The 14,327-nt window shown below is 69.9% G+C and carries 12 protein-coding genes and 2 tRNA genes; 10 read left to right on the top strand and 4 right to left on the bottom strand.

What is annotated here, in order from left to right:
• Positions 1-84: 84 nt before the first annotated feature.
• A complete protein-coding gene (locus tag DWB05_RS09000; protein ID WP_114376865.1) occupies positions 85-810 on the top strand; it encodes a response regulator transcription factor in 726 nt (241 codons plus the stop codon).
• Positions 811-837: 27 nt separating this feature from the next.
• On the opposite strand, the gene DWB05_RS08995 is transcribed toward DWB05_RS09000, so the two are convergent.
• A complete protein-coding gene (locus tag DWB05_RS08995) occupies positions 838-2,361 on the bottom strand; it encodes a protein adenylyltransferase SelO family protein (protein ID WP_114376864.1) in 1,524 nt (507 codons plus the stop codon).
• Positions 2,362-2,459: 98 nt separating this feature from the next.
• Between DWB05_RS08995 and DWB05_RS08990 the strand changes: the two genes are divergently transcribed.
• Both DWB05_RS08990 and DWB05_RS08985 read left to right on the top strand, forming a co-directional pair.
• Complete coding sequence (locus DWB05_RS08990) at positions 2,460-3,104, top strand: glutathione S-transferase family protein (protein WP_114376863.1); 645 nt, start codon at positions 2,460-2,462, stop codon at positions 3,102-3,104.
• Positions 3,105-3,193: 89 nt separating this feature from the next.
• Positions 3,194-4,978 (top strand): patatin-like phospholipase family protein, encoded by a 1,785-nt coding sequence (locus DWB05_RS08985; protein WP_114376862.1) that lies wholly within the window; start codon positions 3,194-3,196, stop codon positions 4,976-4,978.
• A 9-nt stretch (positions 4,979-4,987) separates the two neighbouring features.
• On the opposite strand, the gene DWB05_RS08980 is transcribed toward DWB05_RS08985, so the two are convergent.
• The gene (locus DWB05_RS08980; RefSeq protein ID WP_114376861.1) at positions 4,988-6,229 is read right to left on the bottom strand and encodes a Coenzyme F420 hydrogenase/dehydrogenase, beta subunit C-terminal domain; all 1,242 of its coding nucleotides are present in this window, start codon (positions 6,227-6,229) and stop codon (positions 4,988-4,990) included.
• Between the two features lie 160 nt (positions 6,230-6,389).
• On the opposite strand from DWB05_RS08980, the gene secD reads away from it, so the two are divergent.
• The 4 genes from secD to DWB05_RS08960 all read left to right on the top strand — a co-directional run bounded on the left by secD (position 6,390) and on the right by DWB05_RS08960 (position 10,282).
• Positions 6,390-7,991, top strand: coding sequence for a protein translocase subunit SecD (gene secD / locus DWB05_RS08975; protein ID WP_114376860.1), 1,602 nt, complete (start codon positions 6,390-6,392; stop codon positions 7,989-7,991).
• Positions 7,992-8,004: 13 nt separating this feature from the next.
• Positions 8,005-8,949 carry a protein translocase subunit SecF gene (gene secF / locus DWB05_RS08970; protein ID WP_114376859.1) on the top strand — a complete coding sequence of 315 codons (945 nt, stop codon included), beginning with the start codon at positions 8,005-8,007 and terminating at the stop codon, positions 8,947-8,949.
• An 84-nt stretch (positions 8,950-9,033) separates the two neighbouring features.
• Positions 9,034-9,123 (top strand) — tRNA-Ser (locus tag DWB05_RS08965).
• 139 nt (positions 9,124-9,262) lie between these two features.
• The gene (locus DWB05_RS08960; RefSeq protein WP_114376858.1) at positions 9,263-10,282 is read left to right on the top strand and encodes a YeiH family protein; all 1,020 of its coding nucleotides are present in this window, start codon (positions 9,263-9,265) and stop codon (positions 10,280-10,282) included.
• Positions 10,283-10,297: 15 nt separating this feature from the next.
• Here the strand turns inward: DWB05_RS08960 and DWB05_RS08955 are convergent, their stop codons facing one another.
• Both DWB05_RS08955 and DWB05_RS08950 read right to left on the bottom strand, forming a co-directional pair.
• Positions 10,298-10,948 carry a ribonuclease D gene (locus DWB05_RS08955; protein ID WP_114376857.1) on the bottom strand — a complete coding sequence of 217 codons (651 nt, stop codon included), beginning with the start codon at positions 10,946-10,948 and terminating at the stop codon, positions 10,298-10,300.
• A 25-nt stretch (positions 10,949-10,973) separates the two neighbouring features.
• A tRNA-Leu gene (locus DWB05_RS08950) sits at positions 10,974-11,060 on the bottom strand.
• A gap of 124 nt (positions 11,061-11,184) precedes the next feature.
• On the opposite strand from DWB05_RS08950, the gene DWB05_RS08945 reads away from it, so the two are divergent.
• From DWB05_RS08945 to DWB05_RS08935, 3 genes are all read left to right on the top strand, one after another.
• Positions 11,185-12,141 carry a complex I NDUFA9 subunit family protein gene (locus DWB05_RS08945; RefSeq protein WP_114376856.1) on the top strand — a complete coding sequence of 319 codons (957 nt, stop codon included), beginning with the start codon at positions 11,185-11,187 and terminating at the stop codon, positions 12,139-12,141.
• Between the two features lie 238 nt (positions 12,142-12,379).
• Complete coding sequence (locus DWB05_RS08940) at positions 12,380-13,828, top strand: NAD(P)-dependent oxidoreductase (RefSeq protein WP_114376855.1); 1,449 nt, start codon at positions 12,380-12,382, stop codon at positions 13,826-13,828.
• Positions 13,825-14,325 carry a DUF2059 domain-containing protein gene (locus DWB05_RS08935; RefSeq protein WP_114376854.1) on the top strand — a complete coding sequence of 167 codons (501 nt, stop codon included), beginning with the start codon at positions 13,825-13,827 and terminating at the stop codon, positions 14,323-14,325. The genes DWB05_RS08940 and DWB05_RS08935 overlap by 4 nt, the downstream gene beginning before the upstream one ends.
• Positions 14,326-14,327 lie beyond the last annotated feature (2 nt).

Here is a 14,327-nt window from a genome sequence, read left to right as displayed (position 1 = left end):
CGCGGGCGAGGGGAGCCCTTCCTTGCCGCCCTCGCCCATGCGCTGGCATTCTGCCGCATCTCAAGCCGGAGGACATGCTGAGCCATGGCGCTCGCCAGACCCATCCTGATCGTCGACGACGACCGCGCCCTGCGCGCCACCCTTGCCGAACAATTGAAGGGCGAGGGCGAGTTCGAACCCCTGGAGGCCGGCTCGCTCGCCGAGGCGGAGGCGATCCTCACCGGCAAGGACGCGCGGGTGGATGCGATCCTGCTCGACGTCGGCCTGCCGGACGGCGATGGGCGGGAGTTCACCGAGAAGGTGCGCAAGGCCGGCATCAAGGTGCCGATCATCATGCTGACGGGGGCGGACACCGAGGCCGACACGATCAAGGGGCTCACCGCAGGCGCCAACGACTACATCGTCAAGCCGTTCCGCTACGGCGAGCTGCTCGCGCGGCTGCGCCGGCACCTCGCGATCTTCGACAACTCCGACGATGCGGTGTTCTCGATCGGGCCCTACACCTTCCGCCCGGCCGCCAAGCTGCTGATCGAGCCGACGAAGAACCGCAAGATCCGGCTGACCGAGAAGGAGGCCGCGATCCTGAAATATCTCTATCGCGCCAACAACAAGCCGGTGCAGCGCCAGGTGCTGCTGAACGAGGTGTGGGGCTACAACGCCAACGTCACGACGCACACGCTGGAGACGCACATCTATCGTCTGCGTCAGAAGATCGAGCCCGATCCGTCCAACGTGCGCCTGCTCGTCACCGAGGGCGGGGGTTACAAGCTGAACGCGCAGTGGAGCCCTGCCCCGGCGCAAGCGGGTTGACCGCGAGGGCATCTGCCGCCACGGTCGTCAGGTGCCACAGAAGGTGACCGTGACGCGTTCGTGCGGCGCGGGCGGCAGGGTGTAGCGGTCGTCCGGCGTGCGGTCGGCGTAAGGGTCGATCAGCGCCGCGTGCAGGCAAGCGAAGGGGCCGAGGTCGCCGCGCTCCACCGCCGCCGCGATCGCCCCCTCGACCAGGTGATTGCGCGGGATCACCGCGGGGTTGGTGCGCTTCATCCGCGCCGCCACCTCCTCCGCTGGGCCCTCCTCGACAAGCCGCGCCCGCCACCGTTCTGCCCAAGAATCGAAGGCCGCAGGGTCGGCGAACAGCGGGCGGATCGCTCCGTCGGCCGCCGGGTCGCCTACGGCCTCGGCCAGGCGGCGGAAGGTGAGGGTGAAATCCGCCCCGTTCTCCGCCATTCGTGCCAGCAGATCGGCGGCGAGTTCGGCGTCGCCCTCGCGCGGGCGCGCAATCCCGATCTTGCGCACGATTCCCGCACGATATGCGGTGCGGAAGCGTTCGCCGAAGGCGGCGAGGGCGTCCTCGGCGATCGCGATCGCCTCCTCCTGTGGCTCGGCGAGCAGGGGAAGCAAACAGTCGGCGAGCCGGGCGAGGTTCCAAGCCGCGATCCGCGGCTGGTTGGCGTAGGCGTAGCGCCCGCCATGGTCGATCGAGGAAAACACCGCGCCCGGCTCATAGGCGTCGAGGAAGGCGCAGGGGCCGAAATCGATCGTTTCGCCGGAGATCGCGCAGTTGTCGGTGTTCATCACCCCGTGCACGAAGCCGACCATCAGCCAAGCGGCGACGAGGTCGGCCTGGCGGAGCGCGACGCGCTCGAGGAAGGCGCGGTAGCGTTCCGGGGCGGGCATGTCCGCCAGGTCTGGGTCGTGGCGGGCGATCGCGTAATCGGCGAGGAGTCGCACCGCCTCGATATCGTTCCGCGCGGCGAAGTACTGGAACGTGCCGACCCGGAGGTGGGAGGAGGCGACGCGCGTCAGCACCCCCCCGGGCAGCACGCGGTCGCGATAGACCGCCTCGCCGGAAGCGACCGCGGCGAGGCTGCGCGTGGTGGGGATGCCGAGGGCGGCCATGGCTTCGGAAACCAGGAACTCCCGCAGCACGGGGCCCAACGGCGCACGGCCGTCGCCCATGCGCGAGAAGGGGGTGCGGCCCGAGCCCTTCAGCTGGAGGTCGCGCCGCACGCCGTCCGTGCCCACCACCTCGCCGAGCAGGATCGCCCGCCCGTCGCCGAGCGAGGGGACGAAGACGCCGAACTGATGCCCGGCATAGGCCTGGGCGAGCGGCTCAGCCCCGGCGGGCAGGCGATTGCCGGCGAGGATCGCCGCCCAGGTCGTCTCGTCCACCGCCTCGGGGTCGATGCCCAAGCTGCGGCAGAGGCCCTCGTTCAGCGCGATCAGCGTGGGTTCGGCGACCGGGGTGGGGGGAAGGCGGGCATAGAAGCGCGCGGGCAGGCGGGCATAGGTGTTGTCGAACGAAATCCCTGGGTCCGCCTTGCGCGGCTGGGTGAGGGGCGGGGCGGCCGAGGCGTCCATGGCTATCCGACTATGGCACTCGGGATTTCCGCCGCAAGGGCTTGTCCCATGCGTGGCCTTGGTTAGGGTGCGTCGCGCTTCGACCCCCGGAGACCACGATGATCGACCTCTACGCCTTCGACACCCCGAACGGCCGCAAGATCACCGTTGCGCTCGAGGAGATGGGCCTGCCCTACCGCGTGCACATCGTCGACATCACCAAAGGCGAGCAGTTCGCGCCCGAGTTCCTGAAGATCAGCCCGAACAACAAGATCCCCGCCATCGTCGACCACGACGGGCCCGGGGGAGCGCCGATCAGCGTGTTCGAGAGCGGGGCGATCCTGCTTTATCTTGCCGAGAAGACCGGCAGGTTCCTGCCCAAGGAGCTGCGCGCGCGGGTGCCGGTGTGGGAGTGGCTGATGTGGCAGGTGGGCGGATTCGGCCCGATGCCGGGCCAGGTGCACGCCTACCTCCTGGTGGAGAACGAGGCCGACCGGCGTCACCCGCTCGAGCGCTATCAGAAGGAGACCAATCGGCTCTACGGCGTGATTGATCGGCGGCTGGCGGGGCGGGAGTTCGTGGCGACGGAGGGCGAGCCTTCGATCGCCGATTTCGCCATCCTCGGCTGGGCGTGGCGGCACGAGCGGCACCGGGTGAGCCTGGAGGACTATCCGAACGTGCAGGCGTGGTATCAGCGGATGATGGGGCGGCCCGCGGTGCAGCGCGGCTTCGCGGTGCCGCTGCGCCGAGCCGAGGCGGCTTGAGCATCGGTTCTCCGCAATGTGGTTCGGGTTGAAGGACGGTCCGCCGCTTTCCTAGCCTCGCTGCCCGATGGCTTGGGGGAGGGTCGGCGATGGTCGGATCGGCGGAGCGTCGGCTTTCAGAAGCGGACCGGCGGGACATTCTAGACGAACTCCGCAGGCCGCTCGTCGAACGACCTGAACCGGATCTCTTTCGGCTCGGTCTGGTGCTGGACGGCACCGTCTCCGCTGGCGCCTGGACGGCCGGAGCGCTCGATGCGCTGTTCGAGGTGCTGGACGCTTGGCAGGCCGCGAAGGACGCCGGCGAGGCGGTGCCCCGACATCGCGTCGTCATCGAGATCGCCGGCGGGGCCTCGGGCGGCGCGGTGTGCGCCGCGCTGATGATGCGCGCCGCACGCCGGAAGTTTCCCTACGGCGCGACGCCCGGCAATCCGTTCTTCGATCTCTGGGTCAACGCGCTCGATGCGCGTGACATGCTGGTCCGCGATGACCTTGCCGACAGCCGCCGCTCAGTCGAGAGCATTCTGGCCGCGAAAGCGATCGAGAACGCGATGGCCGCCTTGCTCCGTTGGCACGGCGCAGGGGAGGTCGAGCGGCCCTGGATCCGCGACCCGTTTCGCGTGCTGATGACGCTAACGAACCTGCGCGGCGTTCCCTACCGACTGTCGTTGCGGCCGGATGCCAACAACAACCCGCGGAGTACACGCTTCGTCTCGCACGCCGATCACGTCACCTTCGTGTTGGGTAGCAAGGATCCACCCAAGGATCAGCGTAAGGAGCGTAAGGACAGTGATCGTCCCCGCTCCGATGAGTTTTTCATCGATGCGAGGCTGCCCTACGCGTCGAACGGGTGGTGGACCACGCTCGCCCGCCATGCGCGCGCCTCCGGCGCGTTTCCGGTGGTGTTTCCGGCGGTGACCTTGAGCCGCCCCTACGCGCACTACCATTGGCGCGCCGTCATGGTTCCATCGGCCAGAACGGCGGATGGTGCCGCCGGCGCGCGCGTGTTCGAGCCTGCCCTACTCGAGCCGGATTGGCCCGCGGACGAACGACTCGACCAGGACTACACGTATGTCGCCGTCGACGGCGGTGCCTTGAACAACAGTCCGTTTCGGCTCGTGCACGACCGCATGGCGGGGTTGGGCGGGGTGCTGGAGCGCGACGAAAGCAAGGCCCAGGCGGCGATCGTGATCATCAGCCCGCTCGCCGCCGGTGCCGCTGCCCCGGCCTGGACACCGCCCGGGGACGTCATCTCGGTTGGGGGGCGGTTGATCGGCGCCCTGGTGGCGCACGGGCGCTACTCCGCCTCGGAACTCCTCCTGGCGTCGCGGGACGACGTCGCGAGCCGTCATCTCTTTCTCCCAAAACGCGAGAGCTCGGCGAGGCAAGACCACGAGTACTGGGGCGAGGACGCGCTCTGCGGCTCTGGGCTCGAAGCCTTCCTCGGCTTTCTTCACCCCGCGCTTCGCCTGCACGACTTTCTGCTTGGGCGCTGGAACATGCGGGGATGGCTGCGCCGGCACTTCACCATGCCCGTGAACCACCCCCTCGTTCGCGATTATTTTCCTCCTCGAAAGATCGAAGACTACAAAGGTGTTCAGGGGGTCCAGATCATTCCCATCGTCCAGCACCATCTTGGGCACGTCCAACAGCCGCCCTGGCCATTCGACGATCCGCGAGACGCCCGTGACTTGCGGCACCTGAGTGTGCTCGGCGGTGACCTAACGCCGCGTCTTCGCCGCGTCTTGCATCGTCTGGGGCTGGGTCGGCTGCCGATCGGCGGCTGGCTCCTCTCCAACGGCGTGGCCGATCACATCGGCGCCGTCGCGCGCGCCCGCATCGAGGCGGCGATCAGGTCACTGGAAGCCCGCCGCTGACGGCCTCCCTCAGCCCGAAGGCCGATCCGGCGGTTGAATCCCGTATCGCGCCACCAGCCGCCACACATGCGGCGGCACCATGTGCCGCACGCGCCTGGGCCGCGCGCGCGGCACGAGGAGCGCCGTCTCGATCGCCTTCATCTCCACCCGCGCACGCGCGAACTCGAGCCCCTTCGGCGCCACAAGGGGCATGATCCGGCCGACGATGGGCCTGAGCCACTTCGGCATCCGCCGCAACGGAAGCCCCCCCGCCGCACGGCGCGTGTTCTCGAGAAACGCCTTCACCGGGCCGTCGCGCCTGCCGCGATCGGTCGGGGCGCCGAGCTCCACCTCGTCGCCGAGCAAGTCGAGCAACGCCTCGCCGCGTGCGTTGCGCATGATCAGCCACTGCCGCCCCTCTCCCCCCATGTAGCCGACGACGAGATCGGCGAGCGCATTCACGTAATCGACACAGGTGCGGCAGGTGAGGGGGAAGAAATCGGCCGGCAGGTCGGCGATCGGCAGCATCAGGAACGGGATCGTGCGCACCCGCCCATCCGCGTAACGGAGCTCGACCAGCATGTCGGCGCGGAACTCGAGGTATGTGATGGAACAAGGGTCCTCGTCGAGGTTGGCGAGGAAGCGGTGGAAGTTCTCCGTCGTCGTATTGTCCGAACAGGGCGTGCCGATGACATAGAGACGCTCGAGCCCGAGGCGCCGTTCCAGCGCGCGCAGGGCGTAGACCTGGCAGGGAATGCCGATGACGGCGAGGCGGCGATGGCCGCGCGCGAGAGCGGGTTCGAGCAGGGCAAGGAGCGGCGCATAGCCCATGCGCATGCCGCGGCAGGCGGCCATGCCCTCGGCCCGCGTCACCAGCACCGGCACGGGGCGCCAGCGGTCATCCGGGTCGGGGGCGACGGTGAGCACCGCCTCGACCATCCCCGTCTCGAGCAGGCGTTCGGCCAGCCGGGTCGCGATGCCCGTCCACTGCGCGCCCGGGCGGGGCGCGCGCAGGCGGGCCCGCACGAGGCGAAGGAAGACGCCGAAATGGTCTTCATCCGCCCGTGCCGGATCGCGCGCTCGGCCATGCACTGCCGCCTCGAGCCCCGCATAGTCGGGACGGATGAACTGGCAGGCGGTCCCGCAGGCCTTGGCGTCGGCAAGCCGCGACACCCCGCAGTCGGTGCAGAGGTCGCGATACGGGGCGGCGCGCAGGGGTATGGTTTCGACCCCCGGGCCCCAGGGCCCCTCGCGCGGCGGGCGGCTGTCCATTCTGTCAGGCTAGCCTGACACTCGCGCTCAAGGCCAGCGTCGCCGCGCCCTTCACCCGTGGGCGAGCGGCGTTGCCTCGCCCCGCCCCCGGGGGCATACCACGCGCACGTGCCGGGCGGGCCCTCTCGCCCGGCCCCCGACCGGGAGTGCGCCTCGCGCCATGATGTACTTCGCGCCGTGGAAGATCGCCTCGATCGTCGGCGGCATCCTGCTCGCCGCCCTGCTCGCCGTGCCGTCCTTCGTGGACAAGGCGCGGCTCGGGGCCGCCGCGGAGTGGCTGCCCTGGCGACAGATCCACCTCGGGCTCGACCTCAAGGGCGGCTCCTACCTCCTCCTCGAGGTCGACATGGCTGCGGTGATCCGCGAGCGCCTCGACAACATCGCGGACGGGGCGCGCACACGGCTGCGCGGTGCGGGCATCGGCTACACCAACCTCGCCGCCGCCGACCGCGCCGTCACCTTGCGTCTCACCGACCCCTCCCGCGCGCCGGAGGCGCTCAGGCTCCTGCGCGAGCTCGCCAACCCGATCACCACCGGGATGGGCGCGCAGCAGCCCGACCTGGAGGTCACCGCCACGCCCGACGGCCTCGTCACCCTCGCCCTCTCCGAACCGTTGTTGCGCGAGAAGGCGACGCAAGCCGTGCAGCAATCGATCGAGATCATTCGCCGCCGCATCGACGAGACGGGCGTGGTCGATCCGCTGATCGCGCGCCAGGGTGCGAACCGCATTCTCGTCCAGCTCCCCGGCGTGCAGGACCCGGAGCGGATCAAGCAGCTGATCGGCAAGACGGCCCGCATGACCTTCCACCTGTTGGACGAGACGGCGGACGTCACCGCGCGCACGCCACCGCCGGGGGTGATGTTCCTCGAGGGCGATCGCGGCCGCGGTGGTGCGCCCGAACGCTACGCCGTGCGCCGTCGGGTCGAGGTGGATGGCGCCAATCTGACGGATGCACGGGCGGGGCAGAACCCGCAGACCGGCGAGTGGGTGGTCAATTTCAGCTTCGATTCGATCGGCACGCGACGCTTCGCCGAAGTCACGCGCAACAACGTCGGGCGCCCCTTCGCCATCGTGCTCGACGACAAGGTGATCACCGCCCCCGTCATCCGCGAACCGATCACCGGCGGGCGGGGTCAGATCAGCGGCAACTTCACCGCCGCCTCCGCCAACGACCTCGCGGTCCTGCTGCGCGCCGGCGCGCTGCCGGCCCCGCTTACGGTGGTGGAGGAACGCACGGTGGGGCCTGAGCTGGGGGCGGACGCGATCCGGGCCGGCATGATCGCGCTCGCCATCGGTTTCGTCCTCGTCGTCGCCTGGATGCTGCTGTTCTACGGCCTGTTCGGCGCCTTCGCGGTGGTGGCGCTCGTGGTCAACATGATCCTGCTGCTCGCCGCCCTGTCGCTGATGGAGGCCACACTCACTCTTCCGGGTATCGCCGGCATCCTGCTCACGCTCGGCATGGCGGTGGATGCGAACATCCTGATCAACGAGCGCATCCGCGAGGAGGTCAAGCGCGGACGCACGCCGCTCAATGCGATGGAGGCCGGGTTCAAACGCGCCTACGCAACCATCCTCGACAGCAACCTGACCACGCTGTTCGCGATGGCGATGCTCTACGCCTTCGGTTCGGGGCCGGTGCGCGGCTTCGCGGTCACCATCTCGGTGGGCATCGTCTGTTCGATGTTCTCCGCCCTGGTGTTCGTCCGTCTCCTGATGGTGCAGTGGTATCGCGGGCGCAGGCCCGCCGCCCTGCCGGTTTGAGGGAGGGCCGGCCATGCCGCTGCTTCGCCTGGTTCCCGACGGTACCAAGATCCCGTTCATGCGGGGGCGCCATGTGGGCCTCGCGCTGTCCGCGCTGATTTCGCTTGCCTCGCTCGTGCTGGCGGTCTGGCCGGGGCTCAATTGGGGCATCGACTTCAAGGGCGGCATCGTGCTCGAGGTGCGCACGCAAGGCCCGGCTGATTTCCCGGCGATGCGCGCCGCGATCGCCGAAGCGGGTGTGGGAGGTGCTTCGCTGCAGCAATTCGGCAGCCCCTCCGAGGTGCTGGTGCGGATGGAGGCGCAGCCGGACGAAGCCGCACAGCAGCGCGCGGTCGCCGCCGTCCGTTCCGCCCTCGAACAGTCGATCCCGGGGGCGCGCGTGGTGCGCGTCGAGGCGGTGGGCAGCCGGGTGTCGGCCGAACTTTTCGTCGCCGGCATGACCGCGCTCGGCATGGCGCTGCTCGCCATCCTGCTCTACATCTGGTTCCGCTTCGAATGGCAGTTCGCGGTCGGTGCCGTCGTCACGCTGGTGCTCGACGTCACCAAGGCGGTCGGGTTCCTCGCGCTGACGCAGATCGAGTTCGACCTCGCCACCGTCGCCGCCCTGCTCACCATCATCGGCTACAGCGTGAACGACAAGGTCGTCGTGTACGACCGCATGCGGGAGAACCTCCGCAAGTACAAGACGATGCCATTGCGCGAGCTGATGGACCTGTCGATCAACGAGACGCTGTCGCGCACCATCGGCACCTCGGCCACCACCTTCCTCACCGTGCTGCCGCTCGCGCTGCTGACCACGGGTTCGGTCGAAGGCTTCGCCTGGACGATGCTGTTCGGCATCGTGGTCGGCACCTCGTCCTCGATCTTCATCGCCTCGCCGATCGTGCTGCTGTTGGGCGAGCACAGGCTGCGCCGCGGGGTCGAGGCGCCGGCGGCGCCGGCGGGGTCGGCCGGCTGACGGTCGCACGGAAGCGACGGGGCTGGGCTGCCGAGGGGCTCCGTTGCGCGGGCGGATGCGCCGGTGTAGGAGCGCGCGGGTTTCGGAGGGGTGCCGGAGCGGTCGAACGGGCCGGTCTCGAAAACCGGTGTACGGGTTTCCGTACCGTGGGTTCGAATCCCACCCCCTCCGCCATCTCACGGCGACTTGCGGTGAATGATTGCTGTCGCAGCGACGGCGTTTTCGCCCCGTGATGAGGGTTTCGCTGCGGCCGCGGCGGAATGGGTGAGGCGGTCCTGCTGGCCGCCGCTTCGTGCATAACCGCGCCCCGACCATGCTGCGCCGACCGCACCTCTCTTCCTCGCTCCTGGTCAACCGCTTGGCTCCCCTCCTGCCCGGCGTGGCCTTCGCTCTGGTCGTCGCGCTCGCCGCCGCGTTCATTTCGGGCACCCATGGCGGGCCGGTGGTGCTGTTCGCGCTCCTCATCGGCATGGCGTTCAACTTCCTCGGCGCCGAAGCATGGTTCGCGCCGGGGCTTGGCTTCGCGTCGCGTGCCGTGCTGCGGGTCGGGGTGGCGCTGCTCGGCGCGCGCATCACGCTCGACGAAGTGGCGGGGCTCGGGTGGGGCACGTTCGCGTCGGTCGCGCTGATCGTTGCCGCGACCATCCTGTTCGGCCTCGTGCTTGCGCGCGCGATGGGGCTCGGCGCCGCGTTCGGTACCCTCACCGCCGGGGCGGTCGCCATCTGCGGCGCATCGGCGGCGGTGGCGATCGCCTCCGTGCTGCCGCCGCGCGCGGGGGCGGAGCGCGACACCGCCTTCACCATCGTGGGCGTGACCACGCTCTCCACCGTGGCGATGGTGCTCTACCCCGTGCTCACCGGCGTGCTCGGCTTCGACGACCGCACGGCGGGCGTGTTTCTGGGCGCCACCATCCACGATGTCGCACAGGTGGTGGGCGCCGGCTTCAGCGTCTCGGCCGAGGCCGGCACGGCGGCGACGGTGGTGAAGATGCTCCGCGTCGCCCTGCTTGTGCCGGTGGTGTTCGTCGTCGCGCTGGTCAGCCGACGGGTGACGAGCGAGGCGACGATGGGGACGAAGCGCCCCCCGCTCCTGCCCGCCTTCCTGCTCGTCTTCCTGGCTCTGGTCGCGGCCAACAGCGCTGGAGCCGTGCCGCGCGCGGTTCAGGCGCTGCTCGCCGATGCGTCGCGCTGGTGCATCGTCGTCTCCATCGCCGCGCTCGGGGTGAAGACGTCGCTTGCCTCGCTCGTCGAGGTCGGGCGGCCGGCGATCCTGCTCATGGTCGCCGAAACGGCGTTCATCGGCCTCGCCGGCATGGCCCTCGTCGCGGCCTGAGCGAGGGCGCTGCGCTCAGTGTTCGAACAGGTCGGGTGAGTCGAAGCCCAAGAGATCGAGTTCGGCGCGGGCGGGCAGGAAGCGGAAGCACGCCTCGGCGAGCGCGAGCCGTCCCTCCCGCTCGAGCAGGCCCTCGAGCCTGGCTTTCAACGCATGCAGGTGCAGCACGTCGGAGGCGGCATAAGCGAGCTGTTCCGGCGAGAGATCGACCGCTCCCCAGTCGGAGGATTGCTGCTGCTTGGAGAGTTCGATCCCCAACAGGTCGCGGCAGAGATCCTTCAGTCCGTGCCGGTCGGTGAAGGTGCGGGTGAGCTTGGCGGCCACCTTGGTGCACCAGCAAGGCGCGGCGGCGACGCCGAGGGCGTGGCGCAGGATCGCGAGATCGAAGCGCGCGAAATGGAACAGCTTGAGGCGTGTGGGGTCGGCGAGCAGGGCCTTCAGGTTCGGGCAGTCCGCCCCTCGCCCGCCCAAGGCGGGCGGGATGAGCTGGACGAGGTGCGCCACCCCGTCGCCGGCGGAAAGCTGGACGAGGCAGAGCCGGTCGCGATGCGGGTTGAGCCCCATCGTCTCGGTATCGACGGCGATCACGGGGCCGAGATCGAGACCGGGCGGCAAGTCGTGCCGATGCAGGTGGACGGTGGCGCCACCGAGGAAGAGCGTGTCCATGCCGGTCTCGCGGCGGAGGGTCGCCTGGTGCCCAGGAGAAGACTCGAACTTCCACGGCCTCGCGGCCACAGGTACCTGAAACCTGCGCGTCTACCAGTTCCGCCACCTGGGCACGGGCTCTGGCGAGCGCGTGTGCATAGAGCCCCGGGACGGCGGCGTCAACGGCCCGAGGCGGCCTTGCCGCGCCGGCTGCGACCCCCTTATGCACCGCGCGAACGGCTGAGGAGGAACGCGGGATGGTGGCCGAGGAGCGCAAGGTGGCGACGGTGTTCGGCGGCTCCGGCTTCGTCGGGCGCTACATCGTCAAGCGGCTCGCGCAGCGGGGCTACATCGTGCGCGTCGGCGTGCGCGACCCCGATCGCGCCAACTTCCTCAAGCCGATGGGCAATTTGGGTCAGATCGTGCCGATGGCGGCCTCGGTGCGCGACGCCGCCGCCGTTGCCGCCCTGGTGGCGGGGGCCGAGGTCGTCGTCAACTGCGTAGGCATCCTCTACGAGACCGGGAGCCAGACCTTCCGGGCGCTGCATGCCGAGGCGCCGGGCCGCATCGGCCGGGCGGCGGCGACGGCCGGGGCCAAGCACGTCGTGCATGTCTCGGCCATCGGGGCGGATCCGGCCAGCCCCTCGGTCTACGCCCGCACCAAGGCGGAAGGCGAGGCGGCGCTGCGGGCTGCCTACCCCGCCGCGGTCGTGCTGCGCCCCTCGATCGTGTTCGGCCCCGAGGACGACTTCTTCAACCAGTTCGCCGCCCTCGCCCAGGTCCTGCCTGCCCTGCCGCTGTTCGGCGGCGGCACCACCCGGTTCCAACCCGTCTATGTCGGCGACGTGGCGGAGGCGGCGATGGCCGCGCTCGATCGCGCCGAAGCCGCCGGCAACACCTACGAACTCGGTGGGCCGAGGATCTACACCTTCCGGGAGATCCTCGAGTTCATCCTGCGCACGACGGGGCGGAAGCGCTTCCTGATCTCCATCCCCTATTCGGTCGGTGCGCTGCAGGCGCGGCTGTTCGAACTCCTGCCCAAGCCCTTGTTGACGCGCGATCAGCTGATCCTGCTGCAGCGCGACAATGTGGTCTCGCCCGGCGCGCTGACACTCGCCGATCTCGGCATCACACCGAAGGCGGTGGAGGCGATCGTGCCCACCTATCTCGCGCGCTTTCGCCGCGGGGGGCCGCGGGCGCCGGCGGCGGCCTGAAAGGTCCAATTCGGCCCGATCACCCGAGGCGCCGGTGGCTGGGCGGCCCACACTGTGTCAGAACTCGGGCGCGACCCTGCCATGAGGGTCCGGATCGGACCTGATTGTTCGATTCTGTCTCGTCCAGGCCAGCTTGAGGACATATAAGACGCTGGCCCCGGCGAGACCGGGCCTCCCGCCCGACGGGGCCGGCTCCGGCCGTCCGCCCCGCCGACGCGGATCGAGCGAGGGAACGGGCATGGCCGAACGGATGCTGAAGTTCGTCTCCACGCCGCAGCGCACGCCGGACAAGCGGCCGGCGGAAGCGCGGGCGCATGACTGGGACGAAATCTACCGCGCGTTTTCGGCCGAGCGTGCGGCCGAACAGGCCTCGCGCTGCAGCCAGTGCGGCGTGCCCTTCTGCCAGGTGCATTGCCCGCTCGGCAACAACATCCCCGACTGGCTGAAGCTGACCGCCGAAGGCCGGCTCGAGGAGGCCTACGAGGTCGCCGCCGCCACCAACACCTTCCCCGAAATCTGCGGCCGGGTCTGCCCGCAGGACAGGCTCTGCGAAGGCCATTGCGTGATCGAAAAGGGCTTCGCGAGCGTGACCATCGGCGCGGTCGAGCGCTACATCACCGACACCGCCTGGGAGAAGGGCTGGGTCAAGCCGCCGAAACCCTCCCGTGAACTCCCCTACTCCGTCGGCATCATCGGCGCGGGGCCGGCCGGCCTCGCCGCCGCCGAACGGCTGCGGCGCAAGGGCTACGCGGTGCACGTCTACGACCGCTACGACCGCGTCGGTGGGCTGATGATCTACGGCATTCCCAACTTCAAGCTGGAGAAGGCGGTGGTGCTGCGGCGCTGGCGCCAGTTCGAGGACGGCGGGATCGTGTTCCACCTCGGCTGCACGGTCGGCAAGGACGTTTCGCTGGCCGAACTGCGCGCCCGCCATGACGCGGTGCTGATCGCGACCGGGGTTTACAAGGCGCGCGACATCGGCGGGCCCGGTGCTGGGCTCGCCGGCATCGTGCCGGCGCTCGAGTACCTCACGGCCTCCAACCGCAAGGGGCTCGGCGACACCGCGCCGGGCTTCGATGACGGGCGGCTGAACGCGGCCGGCAAGCGCGTGGTGGTGATCGGCGGCGGCGACACCGCGATGGACTGCGTGCGCACCGCCATCCGCCAAGGCGCGGCGTCCGTGACCTGTCTCTATCGCCGCGATCGCGCCAACATGCCTGGCTCGGTGCGCGAGGTGAACCACGCCGAGGAAGAGGGCGTGCGCTTCGTCTGGCTCGCCTCGCCGGAGGCCTTCCTCGGCGACGGCCATGTGCGCGCGGTGCGTGCCGTGCGCATGCACCTCGGCTTGCCCGACGCCACCGGGCGGCAGCAGGTCGAGCCCATTCCCGGCTCCTCCTTCACCCTGGAGGCCGATCTCGTGATCAAGGCTCTCGGCTTCGACCCCGAGGATCTGCCGACCCTGTTCAACGAACCATCGCTCGCGGTCACGCGCTGGGGCACGATCAAGGTCGATCACCGCACGATGATGACCTCCCTCCCGGGCGTGTTCGCCGCCGGCGACATCGTGCGCGGCGCCTCGCTCGTGGTGTGGGCCATCCGCGACGGGCGCGACGCGGCGGCCGAGATGCACGCCTGGATCGCGGCCCACGCCGGCGCGCGTCCCGCCCTCGCGGTTGCGGCGGAATGATCCCATTCCGGAACGGATCGCGCTGGCTCCTCGCCGCGATCGCGTTGAGCGTCGCGCTCGCGCAACCGCTCGCCGCCCAGACGCCGAATGCCGAGGAGGAGGCGAAGCGCATCCTCGCCATCACCGGCCTCGTCGATCAGATCCGCGACGGTGCGCCCCAGCTCGCCGAACAGCTTCAGGCCTACTTGCGCGAGCGCAACCCCGGGCGCGAGGCCGACATCCGCCATGCGGTGGAGGCCGCGATCATGCCGGCGATCGGGCGGAGGCTCGACGAGCTCCTGCAGCTGGCGGCGCAACCCCTGTTGCGCGGCTTCACGGCGGAGGAGCTGTCGCTGATCCGCCGTTTCCTCGAATTGCGGCTCGATCAGCGGCTGGAGGGCGCGCTCCAGCTCGTCGCCTTCGAGATCGAGCGGGAAAGCCCGGGCTGGGTGCGGAAAGTGGCTGAAGAGACCCTCGCCCAGTCGCGCGATGCGCGGCTGCGCGGGCTGCGCTACTGAGA

The sequence above is a fragment of the Elioraea thermophila (ex Habib et al. 2022) genome, assembly GCF_003336755.1.
GTDB classification, from domain to species: domain Bacteria; phylum Pseudomonadota; class Alphaproteobacteria; order Acetobacterales; family Acetobacteraceae; genus Elioraea; species Elioraea thermophila.
The sequence above is the reverse complement of the archived record's forward strand: the minus strand, read 5'-3'. Positions and strand labels throughout refer to the sequence as shown.